Raw genomic sequence first — 25,470 nt, forward strand, 5'->3', positions numbered from 1 at the left:
TTGAGCATCCCAATACTGTAATAATAATTCAAAACATTTTCTTGCATTTTTCTCTTCGATTTTATATAACCAACAATCAATACAATCCAACAAAATTTCATCTTTTAAATTAAAAAACTCATTTTTATAGTCTTCGAATTTACATTGATGAATCAAAAATTGTTTTACGTTTTCGACAATTACAGAGCCCTTACATCTACTTTCAAAACGTTTAATATCTAATACGTTTCCCCCCGTAACTCCAACACCCAAGCGATAATGATAAAACTTTTCTTTTATTATTCCTACATGTTTGGCATAATAAGAAAGAATAAACAGTGCATATCTGTCTTCTGCAGATACATATTTTCCATCTAAAAGCTTAGCAAATCCCTCTTTGCACAACTCTGTTTTCCAAATTTTATTGACCAAGTTGCAATTAAATTTATGTTCAACAAAACAGGCACTTAAAATATCTTTCTGTATCCCACTTGTGTCCTCTGGATTCATAAAATGATCAACCCATAAAATCAAATCGTCTGCCAGTTTTTCTCCCGCCAAAATTTCTGCTCCAAATTGTGCAAAATCATATTCTTCTTTCTCCATAATGCAAAAAAGATATTCGCAAGTATTCAAAGATATATAATCATCACTATCTAAAAATAATATATATTTACCTGTCGCTATTTCTACTGCATCTTTTCGAGTTTTGCATAAACCCATATTTTCAGCATGTTTTATTAATTTAATACGTCTGTCTCGATTCGCATATTCTTGCAGTATTTTTAGTGAACTATCTTCTGATGCATCGTCCACACAAATGATTTCGATATCTTTTTCTGTCTGGTTAATTGCGCTCTCCAGGCACTCCCGCAGATATTTTTCAACATTATAAACTGGTATCAATATGGATATTTTTGGCATAACCCCTCCAATATACACTAACGTTTTCTCTTAATGATTCCCTTAACCCACTCTCTCCTCCGACTCCCAATCGGCAGCACCTTATTGGCGATCTTCCGGATGCCCGCGTTCTGCTCCATCCTTGCGATTCTTGACAGTTCCGCTTCTCTCTCATCCATCAGGCATCGTTTCGTTTTTCTCAGGATCATCGGATAATACGGCGACAGCTTCGCATACTCCCAGAAATATTCCGCAAAATCACAGTCCACCACATCCCAAGGTTTCTGGTATCCAGCGAAATGGATCAGATACGGGCGTTTTCTCGCCTGTGTGTATGCTTCATAGAGCTGTCTCGGCGCCATCTTGAGAATGTCCATACGGCTGCGTCCAATCTCTTGCCAGTCCATCAGCGTGTTCCACTGCTGTGGCAGGTAAGTTACTTTGTTTTTGCACACGATGTTCAGGATATCCTGATCGTGACAGCGATAGGAATGGGTCAGTGCCATCTGAATCATATCTTCTGAACTCATCGTCCTGCGGAGTCCGTCCAGATCAAGAATCAGGACACCTGCCTGGAAATAGTCATACGGGCTATCCAGACCCAATATCTCGGTCGCATAGGTCTGCCAGTTGTTCTGGTTCAGATTCAGCTGTCCTGCCACATCGATGTCTTTTGCTGCCCCGATCACAGCTCCGTTCAGGTCGAAATCATACAGTTCTGCTACGTCATGATCGGCTACCATATCACAGTCCAGGTAGAGAATCTTGTGATAATTCGGCATGATTTCCGGGATGATCAGGCGGTAATATGTCTCTACGGACAAGTGCTGATCGACAAATAATTTGCCCGCATCGAAGTATTCACATACTCGGATGAAACGAATCGATATATTCTGTTTGTCCCTGGCTGCCATGGAAATCAGATGCTGATTTTTCTCAGAAATGTCGTTGTACAGAATAATGATGTCATACTCTCTCTCCGGTGAGGCATTCACAATCACCGAGCGGATCATGATGTCAAGATACGGTGAAAATTTATCGTTGGCAGACAGCACGATCGGCACGCCTGCCGGATAAACCGGCTCCAGAACCGCTTTCGGCGCTGTCTCTTTGAACAGGGTTTTCGGCAATTCTCCCGCCCGGATTCCCGGCTGGGTTTTCAGCCACTCATAGTAGATGCCGCAAAGGCGTTCTGCCAGATATCCCATCACCCGGTATTCTTCCACGCTGTACCAGGTACTGTCGATCCGCTTTTCTGTCTCAAAAAGGATGTCAAAGAGCCATGCACAGTAGTCTTTATAGATCTCTTTTTTCATGATGAACATATTGCACTCATGGGCGTTTTCGGACTGCATATACGAATCTGCTGTCTGTGCAAACGCCGGATATTTTTCTTTCAAAATCTGCAGGGTAATGTCGAGATCTTTCCGGTGCTGGAAAGGAACCATGCCATATTCATGGTATACATCCATCGTTTTTCCTTCTGTCTTAATGCGCGGATACCGGCGTCCGCGGACGCTGATCACGTCATATTTTGTGATCAGATCGCGCATAATCTCCGGCTGAAGTTTCATTTCCTCGATCGCTTCTTCTGAGATGCGGTCATAGGCAATATTCCCCCATCCATCGTCTTTGTTCAGAGACGGATCAAATGCCAGATAGCGGCGGTAATGGAAAAATCCATAGTAATCCGCCTCTTCGTTTTTCCATGCCCAATACTGTGCCGTCAGCTCACAGTATGTCTTATTCCGTTCGGAAATATTGTCTCCCTCATCGTCATGCAGCATCCCCGGAAGTTTTTTTCCGGAGAGTGCCGTTCCTACCTGAATCGGGTATAAATATGGGTTTTCCGGCACATAGGCCGGTTTGTGGCAGACCACGTAGATCCGGATATCCGGGTTCTGTCCTGCTTGTTTTTCCATGTATATTACATTCCTTTCATCTACAGCATTTTGCGGGATTTTTATGCGTTTTCCGGCAGATTCAGGCTTTCCATATAGCATCGCAGACGCTCTCTGCCTCGCCCTGCATAACCACATTTCCCTTGTTCAGCCAGATTGCATGGTCGCAGAGCTGACGCACCGTTGCCATCGTATGGGAGACGAACAAAAGCGTCGTACCATTTTCCAGCATATGATGCATGCGCTCCTGGCATTTTTCCTGGAACGCTGCGTCTCCGACCGCCAGTACCTCATCGACGATCAGGATCTCCGGCTGCACGATCGTGGCGATAGCAAATCCCAGACGGGCTGCCATACCGGAGGAATAGTTTTTGATCGGCATATTCATGAAATCTTTGAGTTCTGCAAACTCGACGATCTCATCATAATGCGCATCCATAAATTCCTTGCTGTAACCGAGAACGGCGCCATTTAAATAAATGTTTTCCGTCGCCGTCAGTTCCCCGTCGAATCCGGCACCCAGCTCGATCAGTGGTGCAATGCTTCCTCTCACTTCTACCGTGCCGCGGTACGGCTTCAGGATGCCGCAGATCAGTTTTAACAGGGTTGATTTTCCGGAACCATTGGTTCCGATGAGGCCCCACGCTTCCCCGCGTTTTACTTCAAAATTGATATCTTTCAGAGCCATGAATTCCTGAAACATGAGCTCCCGTTTGATCAGTTTTACAAAATATTCTTTTAAGTTATCGATGCGCTCGGAAGCCATATTGAAACGGACCGCCGCATTGGTTACTTTTATGATTGTATCTTTGTCCGATGCCATTTCTGCCTCCTAGATATATAAGATAAATTTATCCTGCGTCTTTAAGAACGCGCCCACTCCGACCAGAAGTGCGATACCTGCTGCCACGAATCCGGCGATGATCAGATACGGATCTGGCATCCGGCATTCCAGAACGATCTGTCTGAACTGCGTGATATAGAAGTACATCGGATTCAGGGTCATAACCAGTTTCCGCAGTGCCTCCGGAAGCAGGGTGATCGGATAAAATAATGGGGTCAGGTACATCCATGCGGTCAGTACTGCATTGTAAATATGCTGGATATCACGGAAGAATACACATCCCTGTGCTAACAGCATTCCCAGTCCCAGGCAGAATAGATATTCCTGCAAAAGAATCACCGGAATGAACAGAAAGAATACATTCGGGACTACCCGGCACACAATAAATACGATAATAAGTGCCCCCAGAGCAAATATCATATTTACAAAGGAACTTGTGATTTTAGAGACGGTAAATACATATTTCGGTACATACGTTTTTTTTAGCAGGGACGCATTTCCAATGATGGAAAAGATCGCCTGTGTGGTTGATTCACTCATAAAGTTATAAAGAGTCTGTCCGATAATCAGGTATACCGGGAAATTGGTAATATCCGACCGGAACATATTGGAGAATACAATTACCATGATAACCATAACCATCAGCGGATTCAGAATACTCCAAAGATACCCCAGAAAGCTCCGGCGGTATTTCAGCTTGATGTCTTTTGTGACAAGCTGCTGCATCAGGAAGCGGTATTTGTAAAATCCGCCCAGTCGTTTTAAGAACAAATTCATATCTTTTTCCTTTCTCTTTTTTTTCTTTTATCTCAGAAAAAGTCCGCGCAGCAGAACCCGTCTTAAACTTCCTGCCGGAAATAAGCGGTTTAATCTGCGCATGTCTATTTTTATTTTGATCTTTGTCGGTTTTAGCCTGAATTCCCGTATATTGGATGTGCTTTCCTCCTTTCCCGGTTCGGTATGATAGAATTTCAGATAGGGAAGTTCCGCACACTGCGTCCCCCTGTTTCTCTGATATAAGTAAAAGATGCCGAACAGGCGCTCCGCCAGATACCCAATCAGTCTCGGCTCCTGTTTCTGCCTGTCTGCTTCTTTTCTCTCTGCTTCAAAGGCGCTTAAAAGCGTAAAAAGCCATTCCATGTATTTCTGGAACAGCTCTTTTTTCATGATATACATATTCATATAATAGATTTCTTTGGAATGCATATATGCGTCCGCCGCATCTGCATATTCCGGATAAATCCGGTTTAAAAGTGCCAGCATCTGATTCAGATTGTTTCCATCATGATACTGACAGTATTGTCGGTAAACCGTTGTATTGATTCGTTCGCGATACACGGTCAGAAGATCGTATTGTTCGATCTGGCGGCACATCCAGTCTTCCTCGATCCAGTATGGTGTCAGATCTTCCCATACGGAATCTAATTCTATATATGGGATATGACGTTTTCCTATTATTTTCCCTTTCGCAGTCACCGGGCTTAGATTGCGAAAGGTCAGATAACGGCGATAATGGAAAAATCCGTAATAATCGCAATCCAAATGTTTCCACGCCCAGTACTGGGCTGTCAGTTCGCAATAATCTGGATTTTTTTCGGATATATTATCGCCCTCATTGTCATGGTATGCCATTCCTTCCAGCCGCCGATCTGTCAGAGCCGTTCCCACCTGTATCGGATAAAAAAGGGGATTTTCCGGCACATACGTTGGCTTATGACAGGCAATCAAAATGCGTATATCTGCTTGTTTTTCCATGTTTTATTTTCCGTTTGTCGGCTCCTGTTCTTCTTTGACCCCTTCCGTACTCTCTTTCATCAGCATGATCTTCGGCGTCATGATAATCAGCTTCAGATCTTCCAGAACAGAATAGTTCCGTATGTACGTCAAATCCAGCTTCAGCTTGTCATAAGGGGTTGTGTTGTATTTTCCATATACCTGGGCATAACCGGTCAGTCCGGCTTTGACCTGCAGGCGGAAGGAAAATTCCGGTATCTCTTTTTCCAGTTCGGCTGCTAATTCCGGGCGCTCCGGCCGCGGACCCACGATGGACATATCGCCTTTCAGAATATTGTAAATCTGTGGCAGCTCGTCCAGGCGGGTTGCACGAAGGAGGCGGCCAATCGGCAGGATTCTCGGATCGTCCTCACTGGCCAGTCTTGCCTTTCCATCCGCCTCCGCATTCTGCACCATGGTCCGGAATTTATAGATTTGAAATTTCTTGCCATTTTTTGTGAGGCGCGTCTGATGATAAATCACCGGTCCGCCGTCTGTCACCTTGATGCTGATTCCTACAATCAAAAAAACCGGAATCGTGATAACGATTGACGAGCGATCCGATGATATCGATGATCCGCTTCATGATGGCCTGTTCAATCTGCAGTCCCTGGTTATTCCTCGAAAGCAGCAGCGGCGAATCAAACAGATTCAGTTCCACCGAACTCCGAAGCAGAATGTCTGAAATTTTTGGTACACTGTAAGTCCGGATATTCCGTCCGAAGCAGTATTTGATGATATAGTTGCGCTCGTGCGCCGGAATATCTCCGACAATCACGCTGTCATATCTGGCAATCTCCGCCTTTACCCGTTCCGGGCCTTCGTGATAGCTGATGATCTGGCTGATGATGTATTTATCTTCGCGGGCGTTCATCTTTTCGATCAGATGATAGTCGGAGTGATCGCCCGATATCAGCAGCAGTTCTCTCGGTGGAAACATCCCCCGGTACAGCCACAGAAATGTCATCGTCCATGCCAGAATGATGATGACTGCGCCGACCAGATTGACTGCCAGCGGCAGAGGTGCCGTGAATTTCTTATCCTGCACACTGATCTGGAAATACGTAATGATATTGGTGACTACCACCGCCAGTATCTGCGAGTAGATCAGATTGCCCCGTTTCAGGAGCGCTATCTTAAATCCGCCGTACAGCTGCATAAAGAAAATAAGCAGGAGTCCATAGATGAATATCATCATCCAGTTACCCCTGCGGAAAAACGGCGCCCAGATGATCTTGTTGTACCAGTTGATCCAGATGGCACCGTAAAGTCCTGTCAGCAGCGCGATCAGAATCAGGCAAAGCCCAGCTTGATCAGCCGCTTATATGGTTCGAATTGATTCATGCTTTTGTGTTTTGGTTCCTTCCTTTTTATTTAATTTTATAATTTAAGGTTCTGTTTTTACAGTCTGTCCCTTACCTTTGTCTTACTTATCTTCCGGCAGACGGATTCCCAATTCTATCCTGCGCTTTTCTCCCAGAAGCTCGACCTCGACCGTCACGATCCGCTTACGGATGCGCTTGCGTACAATCTTGTCCTGGAAGAAGGATAATGGTCCCTGGGCGGTTAGGATGTTGCCGTCTTCGTCAAGGGTGACAAAGGAGCGGCGGACAAGACATTCATCCAACTCCATCATCTGGCAAAGTAATTTCTTTTCTTCCTCCTGGATCTCCCAGAATTCACAGTCCGTCCGCAGGAGTTTGGAGAGCTTCGGGACCCGCTTTAATGCCAGAAAGAATTCCTCCGGCGTGTCGGTGTCCGCGATAACATAGGATGGAAAGAGCGGTTTCTGGTATTCCAAAAGTTCCCCGGCATTGCGCCAGACGCATTCCTGCTCGATCACAAAACAGGCTTGGTATCCATTTCCTTTCAAAACGCGTTCGATGCATTCTGTCAGCTCCTGTTCCCTGCCTGTCTGTGTTTGGATCACATACCACATACCGCACTCTCCTTTGCATTTTCCCTGCTTTCAGGTGCACAATGGGTATGCTTCGCCATCCCGGAGCCGCCTTCTGGCTGCCCGGATACGATCTCGATCCATCCTATGTTCCATCTTTCATCTGACCATGACATTGATCACAGGCAGCTTACTCCACGTGCTTTTGATTCTTATTCTGCGTCTCTTAACGCGCTTTCATACATCCGCATCCGGCACGCCTGATTTTAGAGGATTTGTGCCTATGCGAAGTCTAGTTTATTATACTACGGTTTGTGGGGGGATTCAATAGAAGTTTGTGGGAAGGAATGTTTAGGAAATTCTTAAAATAAAGGGTAAAAAGGCAAAATTCTATATTTACTTAGAAATACATATCGGACTGATAGCGAACTCAGTTGACATCGCAGAACATAAGTTCTATAATTGGCTTGTTAGCATTTACAAATTACAGATTTATAAATAATACCTCGGAGGCCAATGCCATGAAAAAAATAGGTTTAACCATATATGCTTTAAATGTTTTTCATACCGGAAAGTATCACTTTGAAAAGAAACATGGACATTTAACTTTTATAGATATGATTTCAGCTTTCTCTAAACAGAATGCGAAACAATTTGATATTGATAACCATGCTGAGAACATTTTTAAAGTCAACTCATTTGAGGTGGAATGTGTAAAAGATGAGGATGGACATATTATTTTTAATGCTTTTACAGGAGTTGTAAAAACCGGAGAATATGGAACTGAAGCCGAACTCATTCACACAAAAACCAGAAAACTGACCCACAAGAAGACCGTTGAAGAGGCTGAAGTTATACCATTCGCTTTCTATCTGGCACTGTCTCCTATAAGACCGGAACGTGGCATACTTATTTTTCAGACCGAAGGCCGCAGCAGCATGAAATCAGCATTTGAACACCGCATGAAAAAATTTGTCAGACACACATATGAAGGCTGGAACTTTTCATTAGAAACTCTTATGCCTAAAGAATATGTAGAACACTACCTGGTAGATGGTGTTTTAAAAGAACTCCGGATGATTAAATACGGAATTTCCCAGGATATTTCTGAGCGAAATGGGATACGCGGAAATGATGAGGCCGTGTATGAAGAACGGATCATCCATAATCCTTTGGGTTTTCTTGAAAAGGGCGCCGATAAGATCCGGGAGGTCTTAAGAGGACAGCGGAGCTTATGTGAAGTTGTTTCTGTATCCGATTTCGATTATGACTGCCTGAAATTCAAATTTCGCCTAGGCAAGACAGAAAAACCATTGATATCGGCAATTTAGATGCCCTGGTTGTGACAGAAGACATCACCGATCAGGCCGGAGTCAAAACAGGGCATCCCGATGTAGACATATTAAAGTCCGAAATGCGCGAAACAGCAAAAGAATATATGCGGAGCATGGGGTTAGCATAAGAAGGTGAATTGATGAAACATTGGATATTAAGCAGAGAAGGTTCTCTGAGTATCATACTGGTAATATGGTTGTTTAATAGCTGTGTTCTTAAACTTAAATACGCTTCCTTGGTGGATATTTTTAAAAATTACTTTAGTTGTTTTAAGGATAAAGAAGGACATTTGTTGATAGCACCACTTTTAAATTATATGATCCTGCCGATTCTTCTGGCTGGAATTATTGCCAGAGAAAATCCAATCAGCGAAACGATCCAAAATATTTTAACTGTATTAATTTCCATTTTAACATCCATGTTATTTGCACTTTTGACAACCATCATCCAGATGAAAGCTAAAATTAAAGAAGATTTGGATTATTACAGTATAGAAGCAAACACCTCAAAACAGGCATTGATAGAAACCTATTATATTGTCATGTTTGAAATAACCATGTGTGTATCTGTATTAATCCTGTGTTTAGTAAATTTATTCACAGGACAGCTTAGCTGGGTTTTCAGCTTTTTAATTTATGCCTGCTCGTTTTTAGTCATTTTTAATTTATTGGTGGTTGTGAAACGAATTTTTAGGGTGATTGATACGGATATGAATAAGTGAGATATGCCAAGAGCGGGCGAGAGTGACAGGAAAAGGTGTCCTTTTTGGTTGTTTATACATAAAAAAACAGTAACTTTTTGTTCCGTACTGATATTCCTTATTTTACCTCATAAGCTATTGGTAAGATGAGCATCGTTTTTCATAAAAGCGAAATCTCTGTATGGGAAGAAAAGGTTAGAAAAGTCTTAAGAAGTGAGAAAAATTGTTTTTCTCATCACAAAACAAATGCAATCGACTGCATGATAGAATGAAGCTGCCAATTTTCACAAAAAGGCAGCTTCTTATTATTTTCCCTCCAGCAACGGCATATCCTTAAAAAATCGATTCTCATTATAAGCCTGCACCAGCTCCGGAAAATACTGTATCTTAGTTGATTTTTCTTCAATATAATGCCTTATTCGATCTTTATAAGGATACTTATTTTCCCGCTCAATAAATTCAACATACGCAATCTCTCCCAAAATATGCTCCCGATTTTTATAATCCCCTGTCATTAAACAAGTGAAAATCTCCGCTCTAATTTTTTGTTTCAGCTTTCTTGGAGCCTTTAATTCTACCGCGTTCTCCGCTTTTCCTGGTGAAATCGTTATTCCTGTGATCTGCTTTTTATTCGATGGCGTATGAAAATGTGTTTTTCTTTCATTCAATAGAAAGCCTCATCTTCGATTATCTTTTTTATAATGGGATAATTTTTCAATAACAGCAATTTATCATCACAGGAAAAGTACATATCATCTGCATAGCGTGAGAAACGGATTCCTCTTTTTTCACACAATCCAATCAGACGTTTATCCATATTCATACATATGATGTTGGATATCGCCGGGGAACATGCACTTCCCTGCGGCAATCTTCCATCCAGCGTACAAAGATTCGTCAGTATCGCTGCTGCAAAGTGATTATAGCCCAGATTAGAAAAAAGCGTATACACTTTATTCGCTGTTATGCTTGGAAAAAAGTCCTTCAAATCAATCGCCAGCCCATATAAGGTATCTGCATGGTAAATAGCATTTTGTTTATGCCCAAAATTGTCACCCTTCCTAAAAGCCATCGCACTGCTTGAAGGAACTAATTTATTCAATATTTCCATCAGAATCCATCTTTGAACGATATGTAATGTATAGGATGGAATTGATATTTCACGCATTTTTCCGTTGCGCTTGGGGATTTCTATGACGTTATAATACCGATCCGTTTTCTTGGAAAGACAATACAGCAGACGCGTACTCAGCCTGGTTATCTCTGATAATTCTTCCAACGTCTCAAACACCGGTAATTTTAAAGAATTGATTAATAATGGAGATATTTTTTGAGACATAAAAAGTCGCCCCTTTCACCATAAGTTTTTCGTTAGGGTTAGCTGGATAATTCATGACTATGAACTATACTGCTAAGCATAACGAATCATGTGGACCATACACCAAGGAAGCAAGAATCTTCTTCCGAACACAATGTAATAATACGTTATGTATAAACTAAAAAGGGCGACTAATTATTTAATTGCTCTCTCAGTATATCACACCGTATCTTATCATGCAAGACAGTCCGATTAGCCGCATACGACAGCTTCAGCAAATCATTCACTTCCATATATCCCGCCTTCGATAATGACAATATCTCATCATTCTCATTTTCATCAAACCTTGTTGTCAGGCTCCCAGAACGGACCATATATTTCAGGGATGCATTAAACAGCTTATTATAGGTTGCTGGCAGCTCCTTATTCTTTAAAAGCAATTCTTTTAATGTTTTATGCAGCTCTTTCCGTTTTACATCTTTGAAAAAGTACACAATAACCGGTATAAACGAAATATAGGCAGCTATATTTTCAAAACTCTGCATCTTATTTCCTTTTTGTGCAAAGCGGCGCAAAATGGTCATTTTTTTGCTCAATGCAGCTCCCAGTTTTTCCGGTTCTGTATCTTTATATCGTATGACTGCCTCTTTGTTCTTCTTTTCCAGATGCTTGACCGGCCCCATCATAATAAAACTTTTATCTCTGGCATATTTCTGATTCATGCAGACGATCAGTTTTTGTTCGAATTTTTCACTCTGAACAAAGGCTCCCAGCTCGACTGCCGACCCCATACTTTCACAAATGATGCACACAACATCCGCACTGTCCGCCAGAAGATTTTCGTATTCGAGCAGATCACTGTTCTTATCCCGATTGAGCATATCCATAAACAGATCTTCCGGATAGAGAACTTGAAACCGTTCCTTTTCTAAATACGTTCTGACCCGGTTTCTAATGTTATTTTTATCTGCACCTCCGCACAAAAACACAAAAAAGAAGCGGCTGAATGTTTTGCAGAAAACGTCCTTGTATATCTTTTCATATATATTTAACAGTTCCATCGTATTTCCTCGCCTTGTTCAGCATTTTTTTACTCTGAAATTTCCGCTGTCCCTTTGAAGTAATTAAAAAGTCCTTGCCGCACTCTCGCTGATGCGCCAGTCCCATCGATTTATTTAGTTCTCTATTATATTATCACATTATAAATTCCAATTAAATGGGGTAACTAAATATTCCGTACCTCTTGAATTTTCATCTCGGATATCCTGCTTGTTTTTCCTCAATTTTAAAATGAATTTTTCGGTTTCAGTTTGCGGGGTGACATTTTCAATAAACGATTGAAGAAAACCTATTTCTCCAAACAAAAGTTTCTCTTTTCCTTCGTTAAATGTATATCCATGCCCTCTGATTCCATCCGACTCTTCGATCACATCCGCCAGCACGCGGAAAAGATTTTTTTGGTTGACAATTGCTTTCATATAAATATGAATTTTCTCTTTCTCTTCAAATGCATCATATAAAGACCAGATTTGAAATCTTTGATAAACAGGGGCTTCATATAAATCGATCTTCTGTTCTATAATTTGATTACATAATTCATCATATTTTCTTTCAAGAATCAATTGCAGCTCCTGATATTCATGGTCTTCTGTTCTCCTAAAAGATTTGCAATCCGAAATCATCTCTTCCAATGCTAAAATATTATATCTCCTCGAACAAGCTTCAACAAAATCATTAAGCGCAGCCGTATCAGCACCTCCTGCCAATTTTGTTGCTACAATTAAGGCTCTTTGATAGACAGAACCAAACCTAAACGAAGGAGAACGGTCAATGTATGTAAGTACATTGCAAATTCCCTTTGCAACAAGAATACGTTTGTCTTTATCCAGTTCTTTCGTTTTATTTTGGAGACATTCAAGCCATTCTCTTTGCCTTTCTTTCGGAAGTTTTATAATCTTTTCCTGAGTATACGCAACACCCTCTTGTTCTTTTGACCCATTAATTGAAATTATAAAGTTATTAACCAGGGACATTATTTCAAGATGATCGTTAGTACCATATGAAAAATATAGGTCAAAATACTTTATGCTGGAAATCGTCGCAATTGTAATATGTTTTTCTTCACCAGCTTCAACAAAACGTTCTGATTTTAATTCCTGATTTTCCTTATACCGTTGAACATAGGGAAATAACTCTGCCAGCAGATCTTCATATTGTTCAAACTTTTGAAACAATTCTTCGAAAAACCTTTTTCCTTCTGTATTAAATTCCTGCCTGCTTCCATTCCAACCAACTCTGCTCAGAATAATCCCAAAATCTCTGGAAATAAAGAATTGAGGATTACTTTTTATCGTTTCATATAACTCTGGCTCTAAAAAACGTATTGTTTCAATCGCCAGTAAATGCGGTTTAAATAGAATATTATCATAATAAAATGTTGTTACAAACGCAGTGTTGAAAAGGCGCTTCAACTGCCTCAAGCTAGTAATGGAGGTACTGATCACCTGAATGATTCTAGTATACTGATTTAACCAATCCTCAGTTACACCATAGCATTGCAAGAGATTTTTTATACATTCATCGCAGATGGTCTCCAGCCTTTCCTTCTGAATATCAGGAATTGCGATTTCTTGCTGGACAATTTTCTCAATATACTTTGGATTGATTTTTTTCTCATCCTCAAACACCGCCTTAATCCGTTTATCATCATATGACAAAATATATAGGATATTGGGGAGATCAAACACTGCCCCGATAAGCTTAAATAAAAATAAAATATTATCTGCCTCAGCCCGATCTATATTATCAATAACTAAGACAATCTTTTTGTCAATAAAACATAAATATCGAGCAAGATTCTGTTTCAATTGTTTTACAGTTTCATAAGCAGTTTTTTCATCATTTAGAAAAACATCAAATACGCCTAATAACTTTTTAGAATCAGCAACTGTTTTCTGCAGCTTTCTAGCTATTATTCGATTTCTATAGGAACTATATTGAAGCCCTGTTTTAGACAATATCTCATCATACATTGCAGTCAGAAGTGCTTCCTGTGTACCAAATATCCATGGATCGAAATCATCTATAATGATTATTTTTTCTTTTTTTTCACGCAATTCCTTCTTTGCAATATTTAAAATAGTTGTTTTACCACTTCCCCATGCACCCTTAATTCCAATCACATATGCATGTTCAGCATTGCAGGCATTAACAGAATTGCAAATCATATTAACAAGCCCCTGACGCCCCAGTAAATCTTTATCCGGAGTAGACTCCGAAAAAAGGATCGGCTGACCTTCTGCATGAAGTTCTCCATTTAATAATTGGAGCAAATCAACCAATTTCTTTTTATCTTGTTCTGCATTTCGAAAAAAAGTTCTCCACCGCCAACGTAAAACTAAACTCGAAAGCAGCAATAACGCCCCTAAAAGTAACAATTTGTAACAGTACAAAGTTTTATATATGCACTCTCCCACACCAATCATCAAAGACGAAAGCATGATAAAAAACATACTTGCATCTGCCGAATTTTTATGGGGTATTTGCAGCAACTTCCACCAGTTCCATTTCCACACCAAGACCGCCAATATCAAAAAGCTGAAAATCAACACTATATAAACTCTAAACACACCATACTGATTTTTACAATATGTAAATGCTCCATATGAATCCAGCACTAGAATGCAACATGAAAACACAAGCGCCCATATAATGCTCGTACTGGCAGAATCTTTATCTAACCAGAAACCATTCCATTCTTGAAGTTTTTCTTTTATCCGATCCTTTATATGCAATATTTCATTCCCACCTTTCAAGCTTTGTTCCACCTATACCATTTATCCCCTAGAAAAGTAAAAGCGGCATCCAGTTTAAAACGCTGGATACCGCTTTTCTTCTATAAGGCCTATTTTTAGAATTTTGAACAAAATATAACCGATGCAATTCCCAGAATCAACAATACAATTCCATATATAATCGCAAAACCTTTTCCTCTTCCCTTATTAATTAAAAAGAGAATCATTCCCAGCATCACGGCAATGCAGAATGTCAGTGATAAATTCATCGCAATGATATACGATGGGCTGATTGTCTGTCCATCAAATATACGTGAATTAATAGATATCAGCGAAAAAATAGCAACTATAATTCCCATCAATGTCAGGACATTTCCATAAATACGATGTGACGCACTCTCAATATTCTCTTTGATATCCTGCATTTTCTCGAAAGCTTTAATATTTTTTCTATAGGCTTCTTCGTATTTTCCAAAATGTCTATACTCATCTTCGTTCTGAAAGGATGCATTTTCCTGCTCTGCATATGTTTTTTCTGGTCGTTCTTTTAATTCTTCAAAGTATATCTGTGCTATATGCATGCCAACTTTCAAAGTTATCTCATCCGCAGAGATATTCTGGACGCGAAGAAAGGCATAGGTTGTATGACCCGGCTGGTACTGTGGACCATCCACTTTTAATCCCATTCTTAACAGTGAATTCTTTTCTCCCACTCGCCCGGTAATATTATCTGGAATACTTAATTTTTCCTTCGTTTTTATTATCACCGTGGCACCAGGTATCAATTTTTTCTCAGTCTCTGCCTTGTCTGCAAAACTTCCAAGTGTCAAATCATATGATATACTATTGACATTTTCTTCCGTATACGCTTCTTTAATCAGCTTTCCTTCAGCAGATAATTCCTTTATATTTTTATCAACTAATATCATATAACTCACCTGCCTTTTCTTTGATTCTAATATTATAGCACATCCGGATCCTTTTTCAAGGTGATTGACAGGTCTATTTTTCTTTTTTTCTCAACAATTAATAAAGTAAATATTATACATAATAAACAAAAGAACACAAAGGCATCTATATCTATTCCATATATTTTCATGTCCTCTTTTGTCACTTTTTTAGGAGCCTCTATAACAAAAAAGCGGCATCCAGCACCCCTGCCAGACACCGCCTTCATCTTCTTTAAAGCATTTTTACTTCATATACTCCTGCTTCACCTTATGATCCACCACATGCCGCTTCGCCAGCTCTTTCGTCACATCCTCTACACTGATGCCTGCGTCTGCCATCAGAACCATCGCATGATAGCAAAGATCTGCCAGCTCGTAAATTGTCTCTGCCTTGTCCTTCTTCGCTGCTGCGATGATAACCTCCGTACACTCCTCGCCGACTTTTTTGAGGATCTTGTCCAGACCTTTATCAAACAGATACGTCGTGTAGCTTCCTTCCTTCGGATTCGTCTTACGTCCCAGAATCAGGTCGTAAAGTCCCTCATAGGAAAACGGCGTGATCTCCTCATTCTGGTAAACCGGCTCAAAAAAGCAGCTCTCCGCGCCCGTATGGCACGCCGGACCTTCCTTGACTACCTCGACAATCAGCGTATCCTTATCACAGTCCGCATAAATACTGGAAATATGCTGCACATTCCCGCTCGTCTCGCCCTTTCTCCAAAGCTCCTGACGGCTGCGGCTGTAAAAACAGGTCTTCCGCTCCCGAAGACTGATCTCCAGACTCTCCTTATTCATCCACGCCATCATCAGAACCTTCTTGCTATAATGATCCTGCACGATCGCCGGAATCAGACCTTTCTTATTAAACTTCAATTCATCCACTTTAAACGACGCCTCTACGCCTGCAATCTCGTTGATATTCTCACTCATATTTTTATCCTGCCTTACCACATAAAATTTTAATTACATCGTAACTGTTCAGTATCTTCACAGTCACGCGCAAAATCCATTAAAAATTGCCTACAGCAATGGGATTTTTGCCTGATAGCCCATGTTTTCGTACGGTCAGCGCAACGCCGACGCTCTCCTTTATGATCCACAGGAGAACAGGCATCCAAAAACTGTAGAAAACATCGCATACGCCGGTGCTTAGTGAGGTCTTTTCGAACTTAGCACCGCCCTCAAACTTCTCACTCCCTTCGCAATTTAGGATGATTTAGATCAACCGCATCTCCACCCCATTCTCCGCCAGATACTGTTTCAATTCCTTAATATTCACTTCTTTCCGATGGAAAATGCTTGCTGCCAGTCCCGCGTCGATCTGCGGATACTGGAAGAGCTCTAAGAAGTCTTCTTTCTTTCCCGCGCCGCCGGATGCAATGATCGGCACATCGACGCGCTTTGCAATCTCTAAAAGCATCGGAATATCAAATCCCTGCTTCACGCCGTCGGTATCGATACTGTTGACTACCAGCTCGCCTGCGCCGCGTTTGACACCGGATTCTGCCCATTCCAGCGCATCGATACCGGTATCGACCCGGCCGCCCTGCTTAAATACGTGAAATTCATTTCCCACGCGTTTCACATCCATCGAAAGCACCACGCACTGATCGCCGTAGCGGTGGGCCGCCTCGGTGATGAGTTCCGGATTTTTGATCGCGCCGCTGTTGACACTGACTTTGTCCGCGCCGCATTTTAATACCCGGTCAAAATCATCCAGCGTGCTGATGCCGCCGCCGACCGTCAGCGGGATGAAAGCCCGTTTTGCCGCTTCCGTCAGGATGTCCGTAAAGATTTTTCTTCCTTCTACACTTGCCGTAATATCATAAAATACCAGCTCATCCGCGCCGCTCTGGTTGTAAAATTCCGCCATCTCGACCGGATCCGCCACATCCTGGATTCCCTCGAAATTGACGCCTTTCACGACACGCCCGTTCTTTACATCCAGACACGGAATAATACGTTTTGAAATCATGCCGTTCCCTCCTGATTTCTTTTTCTGATTATTTATTCGAACGATTCGAATGATTTTTTCGCCGCTTTTTATACGATGCTTCTCCTAAACGGAATATTTCAGTGCTTCCTTCAAATCAATCGCACCCAGATACAGCGCTTTTCCTAAAATTGCACCATACACCTCATTTTTCAAAATATCAATCTCCTTGAGGCTGCTGATTCCACCGGACGCCACGATATCCAGCCCTTCAATCTGCGATAATTCTTTATAAAGCTCCAGGTTCGTTCCCTGCATCTTCCCATCGCGGGAAATATCGGTGTAAATCACCGTTTTCACTCCGGTATCGCGCAGGCGGCGGCAGAAATCTACGCCGCGCACTTCGCTCGTCTCCAGCCAGCCGTGGGTTGCCACAAAGCCGTCCTTGGCATCGACACCGACCGCAATCTTATCTCCGTATTTGCGGACCATTTCCTCGACAAATGGGTAATTTGTGACTGCCACCGTGCCGAGAATCACGCGTCCGGCTCCGAGTGACAGGTATTTATCGATGGATGCCTCGTTGCGGAGGCCGCCGCCGACTTCCACAAAAAGTCCCGTTGTCTTGATTAATTTCTCTATTGTATCAAAATTTGCCAGCGCCGCATCTTTCGCGCCGTCCAGATCGACTACATGCAGATTTTTTGCGCCCTGCGCTTTAAATCCCAGCGCCACCTCTTCCGGTCGGTCGCTGAATACTGTCATCTGGTTATAATCGCCCTGCACCAGTCGCACGGCCTTGCCGCCCCGCAAATCAATCGCCGGAAATAACTCCATGTTCTTGTCCTCTCCATCACCGTCTGTTTTCCTCGCAATCCACGATTTTCTGTTTTCCATTCACGCGCTTATTCTCGCGCTTTTTGCCAAGCCCCAACAGACCGTTTTCTTTCTCAAACCTATAATCTTATATCTCCGCAAATGCCTTCAGAATCCGCAGTCCCACTTCTCCGCTCTTCTCCGGATGGAACTGGCAGCCCATGACATTTCCATTGGCCGCAGACGCGGTCACCGGAATACCGTATTCTGACGTTGCCAGCAGGCTTTCTTCACAGTCCTTTCCGTAAAAGCTGTGGACAAAGTAGACGTAATCGCCCTCTTTGCTGTACTTGAACAGCGGGTGCTTCTTCCCTTTTTCGGTCAGATGCAGGCTGTTCCAGCCCATATGCGGCACTTTTAAGTTTGCCGGAATGTCTTCCCTCAAATCTGCCATCACACCCGGAATCAGTCCCAGACCCCGATGCTTGCCGTATTCATAGCTTTTATCAAAGAGAAGCTGCATTCCAAGGCAGATTCCCATGATCGGCTTGCCCGCCCTGGCTTCTTCTAAGAGCGGTTCCGCCATGCCGGATCCCCGCAGCTTCGCAATCGCATCTCCATACGCGCCGACGCCCGGTAAAATAATGTGATCCGCTTTTTTCAGATCTTCCGGATCCCGGCTGACTTTATTTTCCAATCCCAGATAGTTCAGAGAAGAACTGAGGGAAAATAAATTTCCGACGCCGTAATCAATAATCGTTATCATTCGCGACCTCCCTATTATCTAATGTGGTAACTGTTCAGTACCTTCACAGTCACGCGCGAAAATCACAGAACTCCCTTTGTCGAAGGAATCTCATTTTTATATTTTTCATCGATCGACACCGCCTCACCAAGTGCCCGGCCCAGTCCCTTAAACATCGCCTCGATGATATGGTGGCTGTTTTCTCCGTGAAACATCTTGAAATGCAGCGTCATCCGGCTGTTGGAGGACAGTGCAGTCATAAATTCCTTTACAAGCTCGGTATCAAAATCGCCCACTTTTTCGGTCGGGATGTCCACATCCATGACCAGATAGGAGCGTCCGCTTAAATCGAGGGCCGTCATCACCAGTGTTTCATCCATCGGAAGCAGGAAGCTTCCATAGCGACGGATTCCCTTTTTGTCGCCCAGCGCCTCTAAAATTGCCTGTCCCAGGGCAATTCCGATGTCCTCTGTCGTATGATGGTAATCGACCTGCGTATCTCCGTCACATTTCAATGTGAGGTCAAACCGTCCATGTCTGGCAAAGAGTTCCAGCATATGGTTTAAAAATCCGCAGCCCGTATCGACCTGATATTTTCCCGTTCCATCTAAATCAATCGACAGGCTGATTTTCGTCTCTGCGGTATTCCGTTCCAGAGATACTTTCCGTTCTGCTGCCATGCTACCTTCCTTTCCTCGCTGCTTCCACCAGTTTTTCCGTCTCCTTCACAAATGTCTCCATTTCCTCTTCCGATCCAATGGAAATGCGGACGTAATCCTTGATCCGCTCGCTGTCCCAGCGTCTTACCAGGATTCCTGCCTCGCGCAGTCCGTCAAAATAGACTTTTCCCGGCATATCGCCGCTCTTGGCAAAAATGAAGTTGGTCTTCGAATCCAGCACAGTAAATCCAAGTGCCCGGAGCGCCTCGGTCGTTTTTTCACGCGTTTTGCAGATGCGCCCGGTACATTCTTTCGTGTAGTCCCAGTCGCGCATCGCCGCCGCGCCAGCCAGAATCGACAGGCGGTTGACGTTATACGGGTTAAAACTGTATTTGATCCGGTTCATATCCGCGATAAGTTCCGGGTTTGCGATCGCAATCCGACGCGCGCGCCGGCTAAGCTGCGGGATTTGGAAAAGGTCTGGATAATCACCAGATTTTCGTATTTCGGAAGCAGTGATACACAGGATTCTCCGCCGAAATCCACATATGCCTCATCCACCATCACGACGCGGTCCGGATTGGATGCCGCCACTTCCTCAATCGCAGAGAGCGGCAGGTTCATCCCCGTCGGGGCGTTCGGATTGGCAATGATCACGTTATTTCCGCAATTTTTATATGGCTCAATATTTAAGGTAAAATCTTCCTCCAGCGGAACTACCCTGAACGGAATGCCATAGAGACCGCACAGCGCCGGATAGAAGCCATAGGTCAGATCCGCAAACTGCAGCGGTGCTTCCGAATCGCAGAAGGCCCGGAATGCAAATCCCAGGATCTCATCGGAGCCATTGCCTGCGATGACCTGATTGGTTCCGACTCTGTAGTGAGCGGCGATCGCCTCGATCAGCACGCGCTCCTCCGGATCCGAGTAGAGACGAAGGTTCGCCAGTTCCGGCGGCATAATCTGAGCCACTTTTTCCGCCATTTTTCCAGCTTCTGTCGCACCTGCATCACATCCACAGTCAGCCTTTTCTGCCCTGCCTGCTGCCCCCGCAGTGCCACAACCAGCCGCAATTTCCTCATACCCCGCCAGAATCGCCTCCGCAACCTTCGGGCTCGGTGGATACGGGCATTCATTGGTGTTCAGCTTGATAAATTTCCGTCCCTGTGGCTGCTCGCCCGGTGTGTACGGAAGAAGTGATTCGCTTGCTTTGCTCAAAAAACGGCTCATATCTGCCTACGCCTCCTTTTTGTCCTCTGCGGCTGCTTCGTTTGCTGCCTGTTTCTCTTTCTCTGCTTTTTCCTTCTTTTCCTGTTCTTTCTTCTTCTGGTGTTCTTCCACCGCGCCCTTCAGCTTTTCCGCCATCTCGGTGATCTGCTTGTTTTTAAACTCAAAGCTGCTCTTGTTGGCGATGAAACGGGCGCTGATCGGCAGGAACTCTTCCAGCACTTTCAGGTGATTTTCACGGATCGTGCTGCCCGACTCTACAATATCCACGATGACGTCCGAAAGTCCCAGAATCGGCGCCAGCTCAATGCTTCCGTTTAATTTAATAATGTCAATATCGCGTCCCAGCTTCGCGTAATGCTCTTTCGCAATATTCGTAAATTTCGTTGCCACGCGCACCGGTCGGTCTTTGTCCTCGACGTAATCCTCTTTTCCAGCCACGCACATCCGGCATTTTCCAAGTCCCAGATCGAGAAGCTCGTATACATCCGGGTTGCTCTCCATCAGAATGTCTTTTCCGACGATTCCGACGTCTGCCGCATGGTGCTCGACGTAGATTGCCACATCACTCGGCTTTACGAGCAGGTAGCGGACACCCGTCTGTGGGTTCTCAAACACCAGTTTTCTATTTTCGTCGTAAATACTCTTGCAGTCATATCCGACCGACGCCAGAAGCTCATACACCTGATCGCCCAGTCTTCCCTTTGGCAGTGCTATGTTTAACATCTCGCGCCCTCCTTTCCATTCTCCTGAAAGGCATTTTCCCGGTCCTCTTCCAGGGAAAGACGTCCGTCATACCGGTACAGATAGCAGTAACGCAGATCCTCCGGCACAGCTTTCTCCACCCGCACGCGCAGTCCCTGACGGCGCAGACTTTCAACCGCCTGGCACAGGCGCACTACATCGACATCCGGCTCATAGAGTACCAGCGCATCGACATCGTAGCGGATGCTCTTTTCCGGCAGGCGCTCCAGCTCTTTCAAATAGATGGCAAATCCGATCGCATCGGCTTTCTTTCCTAATTTTGCCATCATACCGTCGTACTGGCCGCCGGAAAGAACCTGGCGTGCCAGACCATCTAAGAATCCCTGGAAAATAATACCGTTATAATATTCAATGTCATTGATCATCGAGAAATCCAGCCGCACCTTGTCAAGCTGTCCGCCCAGTCCCATCGCCTCCAGAACCTCATACAGGCGGGATAAAAGTGCAACCGCCTCCTTCATTTTCGGCGTATCCGCGATCGCACCTGCCTCTGCCAGCACCCGCCCAAACTCTCCGTACAGCCCGGAAACCTTCATCAATTTCTCTGTATCGCCCTCCGGCAGTGCCAGATCCGCGCACAATTTTTCCAATCCGCTGCGGTTTTTCGTCCGAATCAGCCCTAAAATGATATCTTTCTGATCGGCATTGACCGGAAGCTCTTCCATCAGTCCCACCACGAAATCCATGTTGGAAATCTTGAGCACATAGTCCGTCTCAAAATCCGCCAGACTCTTGAGCGCCAGCGCCAGCACCTCCGCGATCACGCAGTCATCCACGCCGCCCATGCACTCCAGTCCCATCTGGCTGATCTCTTTGTAAGTGTGGCTTTCCTTGCTCTCACGATACACACTCTCCAGATAATAGACCTTCTCGCACGTATTTTTATCTGCCTTGGTGTTCTTCGCGATGCTCAGCGTCACGTCCGGCTTGAGAGCCATCAAGCGTCCGTCCAGATCCGTAAATGTCGGCACATTTTCCCCCAGCAGGAAACTTTTATTCGCTGCATACAAACTATATTCCTCAAACCGCCCCATCCGGTACTTGCGGTATCCATAGCTCTCATAAAGACCTCTCAGGCGAAGCGTCGCCGCCTCCGCCCTCCGAGGCTCTGAATCTCTAAATTCATGCTCTATCTCCTCTCAACTGCCGCCGCAACCGCCCCGGCTCAACAAAATCCGCCGGACAATCACCCGCTCGTCTATATCCTGCCGTTATAGCTCCCATCACTTTTGTTTATCTTGCTATCATGGTAGCGTACTAAAGTGTTTTCTATATACTATCATTCCTTCTTAAAAAAAGCAACTACTTTTTTAGAATACTCACACTTTAATTAAAAGAAAAACTCGGGGCGTGAAAAATGTGCGCCCCGAGTTTTTCCACCTCGACTCTATTCTTTTATAACCTTCTCCAAAATCGGCCCCAGAATCTCCGTCCAAGGCGTATACGCATCCTTTTCCTCCAGATGCGTCAGCGCCATCCAGTTCAGTCCTCCCGGTGTCATTTCTCTGGCAAGGTCTTCCAGATCCCCGTCCCACGTCGCTGCCTTGCGGGACAGCGCCCCAGTAAATTCGGTGATGTATGCCCGTGCGGATGGCTCATCCAGCCCGTTTCTCTCACACCACTGGATAATGACGGTCAGAAGCATATAGTAAGCGCTCATCAGGCCCGTCGTGCTCCTAAGGATCGCGATCTGCTTCGGCGTATCGACCGGAACCGGCTTGCGACGTGACTCATCAGATCGACTACCTCCGGGATATCCGGGTAAATCACCACCGGTCCGAAGCGGTTCGCCGCGAAGGTCAGAGGCACAACATCCGCCAGAATCTCTCTCGGTCCAAACATTTCCTCAATGCGCTTTAAGCTCAGCGTTGCAACCAGATTGATAAACTTCTTCTCCGGTCCGATATGAAGCGGTTTTAAGATATCTTCCGCCGCCTTCGGAAGGAGCGCCGCAAAGACCCAGTCCGACCGGTCCACAACTTCCTGGTTATCCGCCGCGACCGACACGATCTCCGGGTATTTCTCATGCAGCATCTGCGCCCGTTCTTTATTTCTCGGCGATACAACGATCTGCAGATTCTCCATTCCGCTCTCGCAGAATCCAGTCACGACGGACGTCGTAATGATTCCCGTTCCAATAAATCCCAGTTTCATAAACTTCTACCCTCTCTTTCTCCTCTCCGTTTACCCGAAATTTTTCCAGACGATTCCGAGCGAACTTTTCTGATAGTTACTCCCCCGATTTTATTCACATACACAGTATACAACCAAAAACACATATTTTCCAGCATCCTACTCATATCTCGGCGCACTTTTCCGGTTTTTCATCGTAATTCCTCCCTCAACCTTCGCACCCCACTTTGATCCGGCGCCTTATTTTATCGTTCATATCCTCCTTGCCATTTTCTTTGAAATTGTCCACTTCCGCAAATAAAGCGATTGAAATAAGCCATCTTGCCCAATCTGCACAAGCAATCTCCTCATCTTTATTCAATCTTAATACGTCGTAAATCTCCCTTATCCGCTCTTAAAATCTCCAGCTATATAATATGACCATCACAGAAATAAGGAGCTGCCTTTATGCCGGACGAGATTATTCGACGAAAGCGCCGTCTTTCGTCTTTTCAAATTATCACATTGGGTTTTGCCGGGGTCATTCTACTCGGAGCGCTACTGCTGATGCTGCCGATCTCCACGACTGGAGAGAATGTAACTCCATTCAATGAAACGCTGTTTACTGCGACCTCTGCCGTCTGCGTGACAGGGCTTGTAGTACAGGATACAGGCTGCTACTGGTCAACCTTTGGGCAGGCGGTTATTCTGGCACTGATCCAAATTGGTGGTCTTGGTGTCGTAACCGTAGCAGCATCGTTTGCGCTGTTGTCCGGGCGAAAGATTTCTCTGATGCAGCGCAGCACCATGCAGGATGCAATTTCAGCACCAAAGGTCGGCGGAATCGTCCGTCTGACACGCTTCATCCTGCGAGGGACGTTTCTGATTGAGCTGCTGGGAGCGCTTGCCGTGCTGCCGGTATTCTGCCGGGACTACGGATGGCGTGGCATCTGGATGGCGGTATTTCATTCCATATCCGCTTTTTGCAATGCCGGGTTTGACATTCTTGGGACAGAAAGCAACCGCTATCCATCTCTTACCGGCTACGCGGACAGCCCGATAATCAATATCACGATTATGCTGCTGATCGTGATCGGAGGTATTGGATTTCTGACGTGGGATGACATCTTTGAAAACAAGTGGCGGTTTCATCGCTACCGAATGCAGAGCAAGGTGATTCTGGTCACGACAGGTTTTTTAATTTTTCTGCCTGCTATGTTTTTCTTCTTTTCAGACTTTTCCGCGCTTCCCGCCGGAAACCGGCTGCTGGCATCCTTTTTTCAGTCTGTCACGCCGAGGACAGCGGGCTTCAACACGGTAAATCTTTCCACGATGTCCGGTGCATCACAGGGCGTAATGATCCTTTTGATGCTGATCGGCGGTTCTCCAGGTTCTACAGCAGGCGGTATGAAAACAACGACACTGGCGGTTCTGCTTGCCAATGCCACTGCAACCTTCCGCCAGCGCGATAGTGCCCGATTTTTCGGACGCAGAGTCGATTGCAGCGCCGTCAAGACCGCCGCGACCATTCTGACAATGTACTTGATGCTGTTCTTTGGCGGTGCTGTCTTTATCAGCGCATATGAGAATCTTCCGCTGTCTGCCTGCCTGTATGAAACGGCATCGGCGGTCGGGACGGTGGGATTGACACTTGGTATTACACCGCAGCTGCACATTCCATCGCAAATGGTGTTGATCACGCTCATGTATCTGGGCAGAGTCGGCGGTCTTACCCTTATTTATGCGACATTTTCCAGCAAAAAAGTGGGGAATGCAAAGCTGCCGCAGGAAAAAATCACGATTGGATAAGGAGTCTTTT

General features: G+C 44.4%; 28 protein-coding genes. 3 read left to right on the forward strand and 25 right to left on the reverse strand.

From position 1 onward, the window contains the following. The 8 genes from DWZ16_RS02985 to DWZ16_RS03015 form a co-directional block, all read right to left on the reverse strand. Positions 1 to 903 (reverse strand): glycosyltransferase family 2 protein (locus tag DWZ16_RS02985; protein ID WP_182427290.1); only part of this gene is annotated, 903 nt, incomplete at its 3' end. A gap of 17 nt (positions 904 to 920) precedes the next feature. Continuing rightward, on the reverse strand, positions 921 to 2,804 hold the full coding sequence (locus DWZ16_RS02990) for a DUF4422 domain-containing protein (protein ID WP_107000869.1): 1,884 nt from the start codon (positions 2,802 to 2,804) through the stop codon (positions 921 to 923). A 61-nt stretch (positions 2,805 to 2,865) separates the two neighbouring features. Then, positions 2,866 to 3,606: an ABC transporter ATP-binding protein gene (locus DWZ16_RS02995; protein WP_118522262.1), complete on the reverse strand. Its 741-nt coding sequence runs from the start codon at positions 3,604 to 3,606 to the stop codon at positions 2,866 to 2,868. A gap of 9 nt (positions 3,607 to 3,615) precedes the next feature. After that, complete coding sequence (locus DWZ16_RS03000; RefSeq protein ID WP_107000871.1) at positions 3,616 to 4,404, reverse strand: ABC transporter permease; 789 nt, start codon at positions 4,402 to 4,404, stop codon at positions 3,616 to 3,618. A 27-nt stretch (positions 4,405 to 4,431) separates the two neighbouring features. Further along, positions 4,432 to 5,382: a DUF4422 domain-containing protein gene (locus DWZ16_RS03005; RefSeq protein WP_107000872.1), complete on the reverse strand. Its 951-nt coding sequence runs from the start codon at positions 5,380 to 5,382 to the stop codon at positions 4,432 to 4,434. Between the two features lie 3 nt (positions 5,383 to 5,385). Further along, positions 5,386 to 5,901 carry a sugar transferase gene (locus DWZ16_RS16500; RefSeq protein WP_412694274.1) on the reverse strand — a complete coding sequence of 172 codons (516 nt, stop codon included), beginning with the start codon at positions 5,899 to 5,901 and terminating at the stop codon, positions 5,386 to 5,388. Continuing rightward, the gene (locus tag DWZ16_RS16505; RefSeq protein WP_412694275.1) at positions 5,828 to 6,598 is read right to left on the reverse strand and encodes a hypothetical protein; all 771 of its coding nucleotides are present in this window, start codon (positions 6,596 to 6,598) and stop codon (positions 5,828 to 5,830) included. The genes DWZ16_RS16500 and DWZ16_RS16505 overlap by 74 nt, the downstream gene beginning before the upstream one ends. Before the next feature lie 228 nt (positions 6,599 to 6,826). Then, positions 6,827 to 7,339 (reverse strand): transcription termination/antitermination NusG family protein, encoded by a 513-nt coding sequence (locus DWZ16_RS03015; protein WP_107000874.1) that lies wholly within the window; start codon positions 7,337 to 7,339, stop codon positions 6,827 to 6,829. Positions 7,340 to 7,818: 479 nt separating this feature from the next. On the opposite strand from DWZ16_RS03015, the gene DWZ16_RS03020 reads away from it, so the two are divergent. Together DWZ16_RS03020 and DWZ16_RS03025 are read left to right on the forward strand one after the other, a co-directional pair. Next, the gene (locus DWZ16_RS03020; protein WP_107000875.1) at positions 7,819 to 8,628 is read left to right on the forward strand and encodes a hypothetical protein; all 810 of its coding nucleotides are present in this window, start codon (positions 7,819 to 7,821) and stop codon (positions 8,626 to 8,628) included. Positions 8,629 to 8,771: 143 nt separating this feature from the next. Then, positions 8,772 to 9,353 carry a hypothetical protein gene (locus DWZ16_RS03025; RefSeq protein WP_107000876.1) on the forward strand — a complete coding sequence of 194 codons (582 nt, stop codon included), beginning with the start codon at positions 8,772 to 8,774 and terminating at the stop codon, positions 9,351 to 9,353. 284 nt (positions 9,354 to 9,637) lie between these two features. Here DWZ16_RS03025 and DWZ16_RS03030 read toward each other — a convergent pair whose 3' ends face one another. The 17 genes from DWZ16_RS03030 to DWZ16_RS15390 form a co-directional block, all read right to left on the reverse strand. Further along, entirely contained in the window at positions 9,638 to 10,000 is a 363-nt protein-coding gene (locus DWZ16_RS03030; protein WP_118522263.1) for a hypothetical protein, read from the reverse strand. Next, positions 9,997 to 10,671: a reverse transcriptase domain-containing protein gene (locus DWZ16_RS03035; RefSeq protein ID WP_118522264.1), complete on the reverse strand. Its 675-nt coding sequence runs from the start codon at positions 10,669 to 10,671 to the stop codon at positions 9,997 to 9,999. Before DWZ16_RS03035 ends, DWZ16_RS03030 begins: the two co-directional genes overlap by 4 nt. 170 nt (positions 10,672 to 10,841) lie before the next feature. Then, positions 10,842 to 11,711, reverse strand: coding sequence for a retron St85 family effector protein (locus DWZ16_RS03040; RefSeq protein ID WP_107000878.1), 870 nt, complete (start codon positions 11,709 to 11,711; stop codon positions 10,842 to 10,844). A gap of 138 nt (positions 11,712 to 11,849) precedes the next feature. Next, positions 11,850 to 14,477, reverse strand: a complete 2,628-nt coding sequence (locus tag DWZ16_RS03045) for a P-loop NTPase fold protein (protein WP_147352092.1) — start codon at positions 14,475 to 14,477, stop codon at positions 11,850 to 11,852. Positions 14,478 to 14,560: 83 nt separating this feature from the next. Further along, the gene (locus tag DWZ16_RS03050; protein ID WP_107000880.1) at positions 14,561 to 15,373 is read right to left on the reverse strand and encodes a dCTP deaminase domain-containing protein; all 813 of its coding nucleotides are present in this window, start codon (positions 15,371 to 15,373) and stop codon (positions 14,561 to 14,563) included. A gap of 264 nt (positions 15,374 to 15,637) precedes the next feature. Beyond that, complete coding sequence (hisIE, locus tag DWZ16_RS03060) at positions 15,638 to 16,324, reverse strand: bifunctional phosphoribosyl-AMP cyclohydrolase/phosphoribosyl-ATP diphosphatase HisIE (RefSeq protein ID WP_107000882.1); 687 nt, start codon at positions 16,322 to 16,324, stop codon at positions 15,638 to 15,640. A 286-nt stretch (positions 16,325 to 16,610) separates the two neighbouring features. Next, positions 16,611 to 17,369, reverse strand: coding sequence for an imidazole glycerol phosphate synthase subunit HisF (hisF, locus tag DWZ16_RS03065; RefSeq protein ID WP_107000883.1), 759 nt, complete (start codon positions 17,367 to 17,369; stop codon positions 16,611 to 16,613). Positions 17,370 to 17,453: 84 nt separating this feature from the next. Then, a complete protein-coding gene (gene hisA, locus DWZ16_RS03070; RefSeq protein WP_107001021.1) occupies positions 17,454 to 18,164 on the reverse strand; it encodes a 1-(5-phosphoribosyl)-5-[(5-phosphoribosylamino)methylideneamino]imidazole-4-carboxamide isomerase in 711 nt (236 codons plus the stop codon). A 127-nt stretch (positions 18,165 to 18,291) separates the two neighbouring features. Then, entirely contained in the window at positions 18,292 to 18,909 is a 618-nt protein-coding gene (gene hisH / locus DWZ16_RS03075) for an imidazole glycerol phosphate synthase subunit HisH (RefSeq protein WP_107000884.1), read from the reverse strand. A gap of 62 nt (positions 18,910 to 18,971) precedes the next feature. Further along, the gene (gene hisB / locus DWZ16_RS03080; protein ID WP_107000885.1) at positions 18,972 to 19,568 is read right to left on the reverse strand and encodes an imidazoleglycerol-phosphate dehydratase HisB; all 597 of its coding nucleotides are present in this window, start codon (positions 19,566 to 19,568) and stop codon (positions 18,972 to 18,974) included. Position 19,569: 1 nt separating this feature from the next. Then, entirely contained in the window at positions 19,570 to 19,953 is a 384-nt protein-coding gene (locus tag DWZ16_RS16510) for an aminotransferase class I/II-fold pyridoxal phosphate-dependent enzyme (protein WP_118522265.1), read from the reverse strand. Then, entirely contained in the window at positions 19,950 to 20,777 is an 828-nt protein-coding gene (locus DWZ16_RS16515; RefSeq protein WP_118522266.1) for a pyridoxal phosphate-dependent aminotransferase, read from the reverse strand. Before DWZ16_RS16515 ends, DWZ16_RS16510 begins: the two co-directional genes overlap by 4 nt. A 6-nt stretch (positions 20,778 to 20,783) precedes the next feature. Beyond that, entirely contained in the window at positions 20,784 to 21,500 is a 717-nt protein-coding gene (gene hisG, locus DWZ16_RS03095) for an ATP phosphoribosyltransferase (protein ID WP_107000887.1), read from the reverse strand. Next, the gene (locus DWZ16_RS03100) at positions 21,494 to 22,672 is read right to left on the reverse strand and encodes an ATP phosphoribosyltransferase regulatory subunit (RefSeq protein ID WP_118522267.1); all 1,179 of its coding nucleotides are present in this window, start codon (positions 22,670 to 22,672) and stop codon (positions 21,494 to 21,496) included. Before DWZ16_RS03100 ends, hisG begins: the two co-directional genes overlap by 7 nt. A gap of 254 nt (positions 22,673 to 22,926) precedes the next feature. After that, complete coding sequence (locus DWZ16_RS03105) at positions 22,927 to 23,199, reverse strand: hypothetical protein (protein WP_118522268.1); 273 nt, start codon at positions 23,197 to 23,199, stop codon at positions 22,927 to 22,929. Next, positions 23,199 to 23,693, reverse strand: a complete 495-nt coding sequence (locus DWZ16_RS03110; RefSeq protein WP_118522269.1) for an NAD(P)-binding domain-containing protein — start codon at positions 23,691 to 23,693, stop codon at positions 23,199 to 23,201. Before DWZ16_RS03110 ends, DWZ16_RS03105 begins: the two co-directional genes overlap by 1 nt. Positions 23,694 to 23,880: 187 nt before the next feature. Then, a complete protein-coding gene (locus DWZ16_RS15390; RefSeq protein ID WP_182426182.1) occupies positions 23,881 to 24,033 on the reverse strand; it encodes a hypothetical protein in 153 nt (50 codons plus the stop codon). Between the two features lie 86 nt (positions 24,034 to 24,119). Here DWZ16_RS15390 and DWZ16_RS03115 point away from each other — a divergent pair, with 86 nt between their 5' ends. Next, entirely contained in the window at positions 24,120 to 25,460 is a 1,341-nt protein-coding gene (locus DWZ16_RS03115; protein ID WP_107000890.1) for a TrkH family potassium uptake protein, read from the forward strand. Positions 25,461 to 25,470 lie beyond the last annotated feature (10 nt).

This window comes from Clostridium sp. AF29-8BH, from assembly GCF_003478145.1.
Classification (GTDB): Bacteria; Bacillota; Clostridia; order Lachnospirales; family Lachnospiraceae; genus Otoolea; species Otoolea fessa.